At 63.9% G+C, this 13,330-nt stretch carries 11 protein-coding genes; 7 read left to right on the forward strand and 4 right to left on the reverse strand.

Annotated features, from left to right (window positions below; genetic code table 11):
- Nucleotides 1-22: 22 nt before the first annotated feature.
- The 3 genes from ABNX08_RS21680 (at nucleotide 23) to ABNX08_RS21690 (ending at nucleotide 3,328) form a co-directional block, all read left to right on the forward strand.
- Nucleotides 23-760, forward strand: coding sequence for a DUF302 domain-containing protein (locus ABNX08_RS21680; protein ID WP_349608595.1), 738 nt, complete (start codon nucleotides 23-25; stop codon nucleotides 758-760).
- A 77-nt stretch (nucleotides 761-837) separates the two neighbouring features.
- Nucleotides 838-2,205: an MFS transporter gene (locus tag ABNX08_RS21685; RefSeq protein WP_022537746.1), complete on the forward strand. Its 1,368-nt coding sequence runs from the start codon at nucleotides 838-840 to the stop codon at nucleotides 2,203-2,205.
- A gap of 91 nt (nucleotides 2,206-2,296) precedes the next feature.
- Nucleotides 2,297-3,328 carry an XdhC family protein gene (locus ABNX08_RS21690; RefSeq protein WP_022537747.1) on the forward strand — a complete coding sequence of 344 codons (1,032 nt, stop codon included), beginning with the start codon at nucleotides 2,297-2,299 and terminating at the stop codon, nucleotides 3,326-3,328.
- Nucleotides 3,329-3,419: 91 nt separating this feature from the next.
- Here the strand turns inward: ABNX08_RS21690 and ABNX08_RS21695 are convergent, their stop codons facing one another.
- The 3 genes from ABNX08_RS21695 to ABNX08_RS21705 all read right to left on the reverse strand — a co-directional run bounded on the left by ABNX08_RS21695 (nucleotide 3,420) and on the right by ABNX08_RS21705 (nucleotide 8,358).
- Nucleotides 3,420-6,527, reverse strand: coding sequence for an efflux RND transporter permease subunit (locus ABNX08_RS21695; protein ID WP_022537748.1), 3,108 nt, complete (start codon nucleotides 6,525-6,527; stop codon nucleotides 3,420-3,422).
- Complete coding sequence (locus ABNX08_RS21700; protein WP_022537749.1) at nucleotides 6,524-7,648, reverse strand: efflux RND transporter periplasmic adaptor subunit; 1,125 nt, start codon at nucleotides 7,646-7,648, stop codon at nucleotides 6,524-6,526. The genes ABNX08_RS21695 and ABNX08_RS21700 overlap by 4 nt, the downstream gene beginning before the upstream one ends.
- A 92-nt stretch (nucleotides 7,649-7,740) precedes the next feature.
- Nucleotides 7,741-8,358, reverse strand: a complete 618-nt coding sequence (locus ABNX08_RS21705) for a TetR/AcrR family transcriptional regulator (RefSeq protein ID WP_022537750.1) — start codon at nucleotides 8,356-8,358, stop codon at nucleotides 7,741-7,743.
- Between the two features lie 93 nt (nucleotides 8,359-8,451).
- Here ABNX08_RS21705 and ABNX08_RS21710 point away from each other — a divergent pair, with 93 nt between their 5' ends.
- Entirely contained in the window at nucleotides 8,452-9,897 is a 1,446-nt protein-coding gene (locus ABNX08_RS21710) for a TolC family protein (protein WP_349608599.1), read from the forward strand.
- Between the two features lie 66 nt (nucleotides 9,898-9,963).
- Here the strand turns inward: ABNX08_RS21710 and hisN are convergent, their stop codons facing one another.
- Complete coding sequence (gene hisN, locus ABNX08_RS21715; RefSeq protein WP_349608601.1) at nucleotides 9,964-10,815, reverse strand: histidinol-phosphatase; 852 nt, start codon at nucleotides 10,813-10,815, stop codon at nucleotides 9,964-9,966.
- Nucleotides 10,816-11,206: 391 nt separating this feature from the next.
- Here hisN and ABNX08_RS21720 point away from each other — a divergent pair, with 391 nt between their 5' ends.
- From ABNX08_RS21720 to ABNX08_RS21730, 3 genes are all read left to right on the forward strand, one after another.
- Nucleotides 11,207-11,623 carry an organic hydroperoxide resistance protein gene (locus ABNX08_RS21720; RefSeq protein WP_022537753.1) on the forward strand — a complete coding sequence of 139 codons (417 nt, stop codon included), beginning with the start codon at nucleotides 11,207-11,209 and terminating at the stop codon, nucleotides 11,621-11,623.
- Between the two features lie 524 nt (nucleotides 11,624-12,147).
- A complete protein-coding gene (locus tag ABNX08_RS21725) occupies nucleotides 12,148-12,468 on the forward strand; it encodes a hypothetical protein (RefSeq protein ID WP_022537754.1) in 321 nt (106 codons plus the stop codon).
- A 92-nt stretch (nucleotides 12,469-12,560) separates the two neighbouring features.
- Entirely contained in the window at nucleotides 12,561-13,073 is a 513-nt protein-coding gene (locus tag ABNX08_RS21730; protein ID WP_022537755.1) for a DUF1097 domain-containing protein, read from the forward strand.
- Nucleotides 13,074-13,330: the final 257 nt, after the last annotated feature.

Below are 13,330 nucleotides of genomic sequence, written 5' to 3' on the forward strand. Positions count from 1 at the left end.
GACGCCGGATACATCGGTGGGCATGATCGGGAAAGTTGTCAGCGAACCGGGACATGCAAGGCGGCATCTCCTTGCGGTGCCGGAGTTCCTCGCGCTGCACTGTATGACGATCATCATTCTATTGAGTGACGTAGGAGGAGGAATGAGACAAGAACTAAAACGCGCATTCGCGCTTGCTTTGTCGGCCACGCTGGCGCTGCCGTATGCCGCGGCACATGGCGGCGAACAGGCGACAGGACAGACGGAACTTACCCGGGTCCAGGCCGGTTCACAGTCTGTCAGCATCGTGCACAGGATGCTGGAGCTACGCGTCGACTATGAAGCATTCACGCGCAGCTTCGAGTCCATCCTGGGTAAATTCGATCGGGCGGTGATGGCTTCCCTTGCCAGCGACCCCGAGGGGGCAGACGCAAAGATGGCGCGCATGGAGGGCGAACAAGGACTGATGATCTTCGCGGCGCAGGACCATGGTGCGCTGTTCACCATGACCGGCTCGCACCGGAAAGCCAGGCGCTATCACGTGGGCAACCCGAGGATTGCGCTGCAAATGACCAGCCTCGATATCCGCGCCGGCCTCTATGCACCGCTGTCCGTGCTGGTCTATGAAACGGAACCTGGCGTGGTGAAGGTCGACTTCGACCAGCCCTCCACGCTGTTCGGCCAGTTTGGCAACCCGGCCGTCACAGCGATCGGACTTGCACTCGATCGAAAGCTGGAGAAGGTGATTGAGCGGGCCACGCTGCTGGCGGCCCAGCGGTAAACCTGGCAACAGGGAAAGTCGGGCGTGCCACGGAGCACGACGGCGCAAACACGCAAAATACATACGGAGACAGTCGCATGAAACCACAGCAGTCCGGCTTGCCGGGGACGATCGACGTCCAGGCGTTTATCGACAACCAGAGATTCTCCCCCTACCAATGGATGGTGCTCATCGTCTGCTTCCTGGTGGTGGTGGCCGATGGCTTCGACACTGCCGCGATCGGCTATGTGGCGCCATCGGTGACCAGGGAGTGGGGCGTTTCGAAGCTTGTCCTGGGCAATGTACTCAGCGCTTCGCTGGTCGGCCTTGCGCTGGGCGCGCTGATCGCGGGACCCTGCGCCGACAGGTTTGGGCGCAAGGCCGTGCTCTTTGTATCCGTGGTTGCCTTTGGGCTCTTCAGCCTGGCCACCGCTTCCGCGGCATCCGCCGCCGAGCTGTCCGGCTGGCGCTTCCTGACCGGCCTCGGGCTCGGCGCGGCGATTCCGAACGCGACCACGCTGCTGGCCGAATACGCGCCGGCCAGGCGCCGCGCATTCCTGGTGAACAGTATGTTCTGCGGCTTTACGCTGGGGGCGGCGGGCGGCGGCTTCCTGGCCGCGCTCATCATTCCCGCATGGGGCTGGCGCAGCGTCTTTATCGTTGGCGGTGTGGCGCCGCTGGCTCTCGCCGTGCTGGTACTTGCGCTGCCGGAATCGATCCGGTTCATGGTGCTGCGCGACTGGCCAGCCGACAAGATCAGGACGGTGCTGCGGCGCATCGCAGGGTCGGCGGAAATCCATGCGTCCCGATTCACCTTGCCCGATGACCAGGCCGACAAGCTGCGCTCACCGCTCGCGCTGATCCTGTCGCTGCGATATCGCACCGGAACGCTCATGCTCTGGACCACCTACTTCCTCGGTGTGCTGGTCTTCTACCTGGTGACCAGCTGGATGCCGACGCTCGTCAAGGAGGCCGGCGCGACCGTGGCCGAGGCCTCGCTGATTGCGGCGCTGTTCCCGCTGGGCGGCACGCTGGGCGCCATTGCCTGCGGCTGGCTGATGGATCGCATCGATCCGCATCGCGTGATCGGAGTGGCCTATTTCTTCACTGCCGTATTCACCCTGGCGATGGGGCAGGCGACCAGCGGGGCATACCTGACCATGTTGACCCCGATTGCCGGGCTGTTCATGGGGGCTGGGCTGGTCTCCATGCCAGCGCTGGCCGCTTCCTTCTATCCCACCCACGGCCGTGCCTGCGGGGTGGGATGGATGCTGGGAATCGGGCGCTTCGGCGGCATCCTGGGCGCCGTTGCCGGCGGCACGCTGCTGCAGCTTGGCCTCGGTATGAGTTCGATTCTCAGCATCCTCGCGGTGCCGGCCCTGCTTGCAGCCGTGGCCGTCGCCTACAAGGGGTGGGCGGGCGCGGCGGAGACGCCGCTGCGGACGGGCTTTGCCAACGAAGCGTGACCACCTTGTGGCCCCGGGTGTTGATAACACATCAGCTTGCTACGCTCCCCGGGGCAGCGTACGCAGGCTGGACGGCAGGTGTGGAAGGATCATGGAAAGCGTGGATCTCGAAGTCTTGAGAAGCTGTGTCCGCTGGCGGGAGCAGGGACACCGTTGCCTGCTGGTGACGGTGGTCCGTACCTGGGGCTCGTCGCCGCGACCGGCGGGCGCGATGCTGGCTGTGCGTGACGACGGCCTGGTAGCGGGTTCGGTTTCGGGCGGCTGCATCGAGGACGACATCATTGACCGAGCGCGCCGCGAAGGCATTCGCAACCGTGCTCCTGAGGCAATCAAGTACGGAATCAGCGCCGAGGAAGCCCACCGTTTTGGTCTTCCGTGCGGCGGCACCATCGAACTGGTGGCCGAACCGGTGTCCTCCGCAAGTGGATTGCGCGAACTGCTAAGCGCGGTGGAAGCCGGCCGACTGGTGACACGCATGCTCGACATGGCCACCGGCACCGCGACGCTTGGACCTGCCACGGCCACCGACGGCCTGGTGTTCGATGGCAAGTCCTTGTTGACGATCCACGGGCCGCGCTATCGCATGCTGGTGATCGGCGCCGGGCAGCTCTCGAAATACCTCTGCGAGATCGCCGTCGGGCTCGGCTTCGATGTGACGGTGTGCGACCCTCGCGAGGAATATACCGAGACTTGGACCATCGCCGGCGTCACCATGGTGCGCACCATGCCGGACGACACCGTGGTGGAGATGGCGCTGGACGAACGCTGCGCGGTCATCGCGCTGACACACGATCCCAAGCTGGACGACCTGGCACTGATGGAGGCGCTGCGCACCCCGGCCTTCTACGTTGGCGCACTGGGTTCGCGCCGCAACAACCAGGCACGGCGCGAGCGCCTGAAGGAGTTCGACCTGACCGGCTCGCAGCTGGCGCGGCTACATGGCCCGGCAGGCATCTATATCGGCAGCCGTACCCCACCGGAGATCGCAATTTCGATTCTGGCCGAGGTGCTGGCCGTCAGGAATCACGTCTCCTTGCCGGACGACCTGAAGGTGGAACGGGCGAAGTCAGCGTTGGCTACACCAGGAGATCTGCGTCAGCCCGGCGACCTCGTATGTGGCTGAGGTCCGCACCGGGCTGAACTCCAGATAATGGAGCAACGCCGCAGCCTGCCGAGTCAAGTGGTGGCAGCGGGAGTGTCCGGGCTCCTGTCGCTCACTCCGCGGAATACGAAATGACCGTGGAAGCTTCTGGATTCCTGTCTTCAGCATCCGCAGGAACCCTGATCCGGAACCAGATGGCGTACATCGCTGGCAGGAACACCAGAGTCAGCACCGTGCCGGCGAAGGTGCCGCCGATCAGCGTGTAGGCCAACGTTCCCCAGAACACAGAATGCGTCAGCGGGATAAAGGCAAAGATCGCCGCCAGCGCGGTCAGGATCACTGGCCGGGCACGTTGCACCGTCGCTTCGACGACAGCGTCGAATGGCGCCAGTCCCTCGCTCTTGTTCTGTTGGATCTGCATGATCAGGATCAGCGTATTGCGCATCAGGATCCCAGACAGCGCGATCAGGCCGACCAGGGCATTGATGCCGAACGGCTGCTGGAACAGCAGCAAGGTCGGCACCACGCCGATCAGTCCCAGCGGGCTGGTGGCAAACACCATGACCATGGCCGAGATCGAGCGCACCTGCAGGATGATGATCAACAGGGTCAAGGCAAGCATGATCGGGAACAACGGCAGCAGTGCCTTGGTTGCCTTGTCCGATTCCTCGATGGCGCCTGCCTGCTCGATCCGGTAGCCGGCCGGCAGTTTGGCGATGATTGGCTCCAGTTGCTTCAGCATGGCCGTGGACACATCTGGCGGCTGCAGCCCCTCGGCAATGTCGCCGCGCACCGTGATGGTCGGCGTGCGGTCGCGTCGGCGCAGGATCGGGTCTTCCATGCGCACATCGACAGTGCCTACCTGCGAAAGCGGAACACGCTGTCCTGCGGCGCCGATCAGCGTGAAGCCGGCGATCTTCTCCGGGTCCAGGCGTATGTCTCCCGCCGCGCGCGCAAGGACCTGCACCGAGCGAATGTCTTCACGGACTTCGGTGACGGGCAAGCCGCTGAGCAGGAACTGGAGTTGCTGCGCGACCCCGCTGGAAGTCAGGCCGACCGCCTGCAGCCGATCCTGCTGAAGCGTAAAGTGCAGGGCGGGCGTGCGCTGTCCCCAGTCCGTATTGACGGTTCGCATCAGCGGGCTGGTGTCCATCACCCGTCGCACGTCCGCCGCAATCGCACGCAGCTTGTCCGGGTCCGGCCCCGCGACACGGAATGCCACCGGGAACGGCGAGTACGGGCCGAACACCAGCTGGCTGACGCGCACGCGCGCCTCCGGTGCCAGTCCGTCAGCGATGGCCTGGCGCAGCCTGAACTTAAGGGCCTCGCGTTCGTCCGGGTTCTCTGTCCGCACGATGATCTTCGCAAAGGAGGGGTCCGGCAGCTCGGGTGACATGGCAAGGTAGAAGCGGGGCGCACCCTGACCGATGTAGGCCGTAACAATCTTCGCCTCCGCCTGTTTGGCGAGCCAGGCTTCGACCTTAGCCGTGGCCGCGCTGGTCTGGCCGATGGAAGCGCCATAAGGCATCTGGACTTCGACCAGCACCTCGGGGCGGTCGGAAGTCGGGAAGAATTGCTTCTTCACCATGTCCATGCCAAGCACGGCCACCGCGAAGCCGCCCACCACGACGCCGGCGACGATCCACTTGCGCTGGATGACGCGCCCCAGCAGCCGGCGGAAGCGGTTGTAGTTCGGGGTGCCATAGATGGCATCGTGGCCGCCGTCGGCCTTGCTGATCTCCGGGAGCAGCTTGACACCCAGGTAAGGCGTGAAGGCGACGGCGACGAGCCAGGATGCGATCAGTGCGATGCCCACGATCCAGAACATGTTGCTGGTGTATTCGCCGGCCGTGGAACGGGCAAAGCCATTGGGCATGAAGCCGATCGCGGTCACCAGGGTGCCGGACAGCATCGGCGCGGCGGTGTGGCTCCAGGCATAGGCGGATGCGGCAATGCGGCTGTAGCCTTCCTCCATCTTCACCACCATCATTTCAATGGCGATGATGGCGTCGTCCACCAGCAGGCCCAGCGCCAGGATCAGCGCTCCCAGGGTGATGCGGTCGAAGTTCTTGCCAGTTGCGGCCATGACCACGAACACGGCGGCCAGCGTCAGCGGCACGGCCGCCGCGACGACGATGCCCACGCGCCAGCCCATGCTCAGGAAACTCACCACCAGGACCACGAGCAGGGCGACGAAGAACTTGACCATAAACTCATCGACCGAGGAACTGATGTTGACTGACTGATCGGTCACCTTGGTCAGGCTCATGCCCAGTGGCAATTCGGCATTGATGGCCGTGACTTCCGTATCCAGCGCCTTGCCCAGATCCAGGCCGTTCCAGCCGTCGCGCATCACGATGCCCAGCAGCAGTGCGGGTTCGCGGTTATTGCGGATCTGGAATGTCGCGGGGTCCTCGTACCCTCGCTCAACCGTGGCGACATCCGACAGCTTCAGGGTCCGCCCCTGTGCCACCACCGGCGTGTCACGGATTTTCTGGAGCTTGTCGAAGGCGCCGTCGAGGCGAATGAACACCTGGGGACCCGCGGTGTCGATCGACCCGGCGGGCGTGAGGGCATTCTGGCCGTTGAGGGCCGCGAAGATGTCCTGTGGCGAGACGCCCAGCGTGGCCAGGCGGTCATGGGAAAAGGCCACGAAGATGCGTTCGGACTGTTCTCCGATGATGTTCACCTTCTTCACGCCCGGCACGTGCAGCAGGCGCTGACGCTGTGCTTCGGCGTCGCGGACCAGCAGCCGCTGTGGCTCGCCTTTGGCCTTCAACGCGAACAGGGCGAAGGTCACGTCCGAATACTCGTCGTTCACGATGGGGCCGATGACACCGGCAGGCAGATTGCCCGACTCGTCCCTGATCTTTTTTCGCGCCTGGTAGAACTCTTCCTGGACCTCCGAAGGCGGTGTGCTATCGAGCAGGGTCAATGTGGTGAACGCCAGGCCGGGCCGGGTGTAGGTTTCCGTGCGGTCGTACCAGCGCAGCTCCTGCATGCGCTTTTCCAGCCGTTCCGCCACCTGGTCCTGCATCTCCTGCGCCGTGGCCCCCGGCCAGGCGGTGATGACAGTCATGGTCTTCACCGTGAAGGCGGGATCTTCCGCCCGGCCCAGCTGGAAGAACGCGAGAACGCCCGCCAGCGACACCAGGATGATCAGGAACAGCGTGACAGAGCGTTCACGGACAGCGAGTGCGGAAAGGTTGAAGCCACTCATTGCTGCACTCCCTGACCAGACATCGGACCGGGTCCGCTTTTGTGTGCCGCGATGCGTACCTGCTCGCCTTCGCGCAGGAGATGGGCGCCGAGAGCAACGATCCGGTCCCCGATCCTGAGCTCACCCGCGACCCGCGCGGCATCGTCATCCAGGCTGTGAATCTTTACCGGGCGCCAGGTGACGCGATTGAGCTTGCCCTCAAGCACCCACACGCCCGGGCCTTTGCCCGGATCGAAGAGCGCGCCGATCGGCACCTGCAGATCGGCTTGCGTCGATGCGCGGCCTTCCGGGATCTGGATGGTGACGGTCGCGCCGAGCGGGGCATCGGCCAGCGCGCCCTCCAGTACGTACCGCGCTTCGTACGTGCGGGTGAGCCGGTCCGCCGAATCCGAAAGCTGCCTGAGTCTGGCCGGTACGGTCATCGTGTCCTTGCCATAAAGCGTGGCCTGTCCGACGGAGCCCACAGCGGGGCGCAAGGTTTCCGGCAGGTGAACGATGGCTTCGCGGCGGCCGGCATGCGCCACGCGTACCACGACCTGGCCGGCATTGACCACCTGTCCGGCATCGGCCAGCGTCTCCACGACAACGCCGTCGGCGTCGGCGAGCAAGACCGCGTAGCCGGTTGCATTCCTTGCCACATCAGCCTGGGCTTCTGCTGCGTTGAGCTGCGCCCTGGCCGATTCCGCCGCGGCCTTGATCTGGTCATAGGCCGAGGCCGATACGGCGCCGGACGCCACCAGGTCGCGATACCTGGCCTCGTCGTCCCCTGTTTGCCTGGCCCGTGCCCTGGCGGCCACGACCGCCTCCTGCTGTGCGTGCGCCGCCAGCTTCAGGTCGTTCGGGTCGATGCGCATGAGCGGCTGACCGCGCTTGACGGTCTGGCCCGCATCGACAAGACGCTCCAGTACTTTTCCCGAGACACGAAAGCCCAGATCACCCTGGACCCGGGCGGCAACGGTTCCCGTGAATGCCCGCGACGCGGCGGATGGGCTTTGAACAATTCCAACTCTGACCAGCGGAGCCTGCGTGCGCGGATCGGGCTGCGCTTTCTCGCCGCAGGCGGCGAGTACAAGCGGCACCAGGCACGCAGTGGCGGATAAGGCAATTCGGCGCGGAAGCATACGGTCCTCTCCTACAAGACAGGACCTGGATTATTGTTCTTGTGACCATATTAGTCAATGGTCACAAAACAGAGAATCATCAAACGTGCTTCTTAAGGCGCGAGGCTGCGCAGTATCAGGCTGGAAAGCTGCACATGGGCTTCCGCAGCAAGATCGAGGTTGTGCTGTAGCAGCAGGGGATCGATGTAAGGACGCATGACGAGATAGATGCCATTGGCCGTCTCGTCCAGCGGCGTCTTGCGCTCGAACTCGCCGGACCTGCGCCCCTCCAGGACAATCTGCACGACGACTTGCCTGATGTGATCCTCGTAGGCGCGAACAGGCTGCCAGCGCTCCTGGGCCGCCGCCGAAGCAATGGCGTAGAGCTTGCGGTCCTGGAAAAACAGGCGGGCGCCCGCCTCCACCAGTACCTTGAACAGGCGTCGCAACCGCTCGGAAGCTGTCGGGAGTTCCGTAATGGCCACATCGACCTCGTTCGTGATGGCGCTCAGGCAGTTAGCGCAAATCACTTCGCCGATGGCCTGCTTGGAATCGAAGAACTTGTAGATGTAGGCCTTGGAAAAGCCGATCGCCTTGGCCAGGTCGGAAACCGTGGTCTTCTCATAGCCATAGAGGCTGAAGTGCTCGGTAGCTGCCTCCACGATCTGGGAGCGGACATTGTGATCGGCAGGTCCCCGCGAGGAAGGGGCAATGGGTGTGGTTTCGGTCATGCGGTCAGATTACTGCGACGAACGCCTATTGACAACTAGTGACCAATTTATAATATAGTCACAACTCCTCTTCCTCAGGTTTCGGTGACGCCCATGCTTTCCCATCGCTTTCTTACCCTTGTGCTGAGTGTCGGCGTATCAGCAGGTTGTGCAGTCGGCCCGGACTACAGAAAGCCGGACGCCCCCGTCCCTGCGCACTATCTGGGACAGCCCGGGCTCGAACAAAGGCAGGCGTCATCCCCGGCAGATCTCGCCAGGTGGTGGGAGGGATTCGGCGATCCGCTGCTGACCCGCCTGGTGTCGTTGGCATTGGATCAGAACCTGGACCTGGCGCAGGCGTCAGCGCGCGTCGCGCAGGCGCGCGCCGGGCTCGGCCTGGCCAATGCGGCCTTGCTGCCTTCGGTCAGCGCCAGCGCGCAGGCCGCAAGAACGTATCAGTCGATCGAGACCCCGCTCGGGCAGCTGCTCAATGCAACGCCCGGCTTTGACCGGTATGGCAACAGCTATGAGGCAAACCTCGGCGCCACCTGGGAACTGGATGTATTCGGGGGCCTGCGCCGCGGGCGGGAAGCCGCGCTGGCTGAGTACCAGGCATCGGAAGCCGGTGCAACGGCGACTCGTCTGGCTGTGGCCGCGCAAACCGCAGACCTCTATATCAGCGTGCGCGGCCTGCAGTCCCGCCTTGCCATCGCCAGGCAGCAAGTCCAGACGCAACAGAAGCTGGTCTCGACGGTCAACCTTCTCTACAGCAAAGGACTTGCAGCGGAACTGGAAGTACGACAGGCCGAGGGCGCGCTCGCCGAGGTTCGCGCTACCGTCCCGGTGCTTGAGGCGGGACTCGATGCCGCGCTGAATGCGCTGGACGTGATGCTGGGTGTTCCGCCCGGCACGTATCGCACCGAACTGGCTGATACCAAAGCGATTCCCGTCGCACCGCAGCTCACCGGCACGGGCTCGCCTGCGGATCTGCTGCGGCGCAGACCCGATCTCATCGTGGCGGAGCGCCGCCTGGCGGCAGCCAATGCACGCATCGGTGTAGCCATTGCGGAGTACTACCCCAAATTCTCGCTCAGTGCCTTGCTGGGCAGCGCCACATCCGTAGCGAGCGGGAACCTCTTTTCTGCCGGTGCGAGCCAGGCGGCCGGCGTGCTGGGCTTGCGCTGGCGCCTGTTCGATTTCGGCCGCATCGATGCACAGATCGACGTGGCTCGAGGCCAGGAAGCAGAAGCCCTGGCTGCATACCGTCAGGCTGTGCTGCGAGCGACCGAGGATGTCGAAAATGCCTTCTCCGCGCTGATCAAGCGTGAAGACCAGTCCGGCACGTTGGCACAAGGCGAAACATCGCTTACCCAAGCGAGAAACGCCTCATTTGCCGCCTACCAGAAAGGCGTTGTCCGCCTGATGGAGGTTCTGCATGCCGACGAGCGCCTTCTGCGGACGTCCGATGCAAGGGCACAGGCACAGACCGAATCAGCCCGCGCCGCCGTAGCAGCGTTCAAGGCGCTCGGCGGCGGGTGGACGCCGGTAAATGCCTCATAGGGCAATACCTGGTATGCGGCATTCAGTGAGGGGCAAGAGTCCGATCCGCCGACGCGGCGCATGCGCTCAGCCTTGCGCATTCAGGAGTCGGAGAATCTCCCGGTGTACGCGTGCATCGCCGCATGCGACAACCGCTCCGCCATGCTGGGGGTCGCCGCCCGTCCAGCTTGTTAAGATGCCACCGGCGCCCTCGACGATCGGAATCAGGGCCTGCACGTCATAGGGCTGTAGCCCCGCTTCGACAACGGCGTCGACATGTCCGGCGGCGACCATGCAATAACCGTAGCAGTCCCCGCCGTATCGCTGCATCCGGGCAGCCCGGGCGACACGTTGAAACGCATCCCATTGTTCGCCGGTCTCAAACATGTCCGGTGTGGTGCAGATCAGCTTGGCTTCTGCAAGCGACGCACATGGTCGTACCCGCAATGGTTTGCCATTCAGCCAGGCATTGCTCCCGTCCCCGGAAAAACGCTCCCGTGTGAAGGGCTGATCCATGATGCCCAGCGCCGGGCGCTGGCCATCATTGAGTGCAATCAAAGTTCCCCAGAGCGGAAGCCCGGTAATGAAGGCACGCGTCCCGTCAATGGGATCCAGTACCCAGGAGAACGGGTCGGTCCCGGCAATCCCCTGTTCCTCTTCACCAAGGATCCCGTGGCTGGGGTAAGTGCTTCGGATCAGCTCGCGCATGGCACGCTCGGCTTCCCGGTCTGCCGCGGTAACGGGATCAAAGCGAGTGCTGCCTTTGTCCACCACGTCGAACGCCGCGCGAAAGTAAGCAAGCGTGACGGCGCTGGCCGCGTCGGCCAGGCGGCCGGCGAAGGCGAGGAATTCGGCTTGCTGGTCTGGGTGCAATGACATAGCGGTGCGCGCTTGCAGCGGAATTGAACCGGGGCCTGACATTGTATCGCGCGGCGCCATGCAGGGCGCGGGCCGCATTGGCAGGCGAGCATTAGCTCCGAGGGGGACGTCCGACGAGAACCATTGCTTTCGCGCAGGTTGCGGCTGCGGCCCTGGCCGGCGCCATGAATTCCGAAGCGCTCGAGGTCAATCGGTCCATGCCGATACATTGCGTCCGCAATTGGCGCGGGTTTCGTCGATTCTGTCGCCTGGTAATGCGCTCCGCCGGCTCCTACGATTTGGTCATGGCGTAGTCGCCATGACCTCCAGCAGAACTGGCTGGAACCCGATGCGACGGGCGGGGCGCCCTGGCTCCAACAGCCTTGGGTAAAGAAATTACTGGCGCATCGCGCCCGAAGATGAGCAAAGGCTGATAAGCCCGTTCTTAACCCCAACGTGAATGAGTTCCATGATGAGCAAAATCGACAAAGTGCTTTACACGGCCAAGGCGCACACGCTTAGCGGCCGCAATGGAAGCGGAAAGTCCAGCGATGGCGAGCTTGACGTGAAACTGAGTTCTCCTGGCAGCGGACGCCCTGGCACCAACCCCGAACAACTCTTTGCCGTCGGCTGGTCAGCATGTTTCATGGGAGCCATGGGCGTGGCCGCAAAGAAAATGAAGATTGCCCTGCCGGAGGACGTCGCCATCGACGCCGAAGTCGACCTCGGCATGACGGGCGACGCCTACTTGCTGCAGGCACGTCTCAACGTGCACGTGCCCGGCGTGGAGCGCGAGGTCGCGCAGTCGTTGGTGAATGAGGCGCATCAGACCTGCCCCTATTCCAAGGCCACGCGGGGCAACATCGACGTCACAATCAACGTGGTCTGAGCAGGCTGGCTTGCGCTGAGCCAGACGAACAGCGGCAGAGGACCCCGAGTGCGCTCCCACCCTGGTCGACCTTGTTGAAGCAGGTCAGCCTGGGATGGGCGCGCTCGGCCCAGGTCGCCGGTATCCCGATCGCCGCGCAGGGAATCGGCAATGAAGCCATCCTTCCGGCTGTAAGGATCGGGCTCGGTATGCCTCCATACCCGGAACCGGAACCCTAGCGGCTAAGCATGACGCGCCTGTCCGCGGCTGCTTTGTCAGTGTTATGTGAGGCGGAAGGCAGCTTCGGACCCGCCGCCAGGCTCACTGACCTTCACCCAACCGCCTCCTGATCCCGTTCCCGCACGACTTTTTGTACGCCTCTGTATCACGCAGCCGCAACGATACGGGTCCTTACCGAGCTGGCCTCTATTGGCTACGTGCGCGATACGTCGGTCTCCTTAAATACGTTCAGTGGCCCGGCGGCAAAGCCACAGCGAAGTGACACCGGCCGGGCAACCCGACGCAAACTCTTAAGGAAACCAGTCATGTCTACCAACATCGCCAGGCATTTTGTTTTCGCCATTGCCCTCGCTGCAGCCGCTGCCGGTGCGCAGGCCACCGGATTCTCCCATGTGGGCGCACGCGACCCGTACACCGACGGCGCCCGCTCGGTGCAGGATGCGCGCGACCCGTACAGCGACGGCGCGCGTTCGGTACAGGAGCCGCGCAGCCCGTACAGCGATGGCGCACGCAATGTCGATCCGTACTACGACGGCGCCCGTACCCTGGCCGGCTTGGACCGCACGGGCGTATCGGCGGACCCGGCGCGCAGCGTCGAGTCCCACTTCGATGGCGCCTACGCCTGACGCACTGCACGTCGAAACCAATCTGGTCGGACACGTATCGCGGCCTGTCCGGGTAAATCGGGCAGGCCGCCTTTTTCCGCTAGGAGACACTTATGTCGAAGATAGGCACTGCCGTGCAGGCTGCGGCATCGATCCCGCCTGGCTCGTTCCATGGCATCACGCTGGTCGGGGCGGTGGTGGCCGCGGCCACCACCTTCGGGACGCTAGCCGCGGCGCTACCTGCCTGGGCCATGTTCCTTGGCTGGGTCGGCTTCAGCACAAGCGGGCAAACACTGCGCGAAGGCGTGGAAAATCTTGCCGCATTCCTGCTGGGCATCGTCTTTGGCGCCGGCACGGGACTACTGATTGCATGGCTGACGCCGCGATTTGGAGATCTCGCCACACCGATCGCGGTGTTCGGCGATGTCGTGCTCGTGCTCAGCTTGCGCGCGCTGCCACGTGTCAACAACCCGCTGGCCTACTTCCTGGGCCTGATCAGCTTCTTTGCATCGATGGAGCCACCCTCCCTGCCGTTGCTCGGCGCGTTGGCCGCCGCGGGCGCGTTGGGTGCCCTGGGCGCGGGTACCGCCAATGTCCTGCAAGCCCGCCTCGCGCGTGCGGCCTGACCCGGCTTTCTATCGTCAAGTATCGGCGGGCAGCCAGGACTCAAGAGCGATGCCGGCGGCAACCCGTTTTGCCGCAGCTGGCGCCCGTAGATGCCGCTTCAGTTTTGATAAACGATCGTTTTGGAAACGATGCTCGGTTACGTGTTGGGGGATGTCAGCAGGATTTGGAGTGAGCGCTGATGCGGGCTTTGATCGTCCATGCGCAGGACGGTGGGAAAAGGTGGTCTTGCGCGTCGCAGCATCTGGCGGGGATCGCG

This window comes from Cupriavidus sp. DF5525 (assembly GCF_040149425.2).
Lineage (GTDB): Bacteria > Pseudomonadota > Gammaproteobacteria > Burkholderiales > Burkholderiaceae > Cupriavidus > Cupriavidus pickettii_A.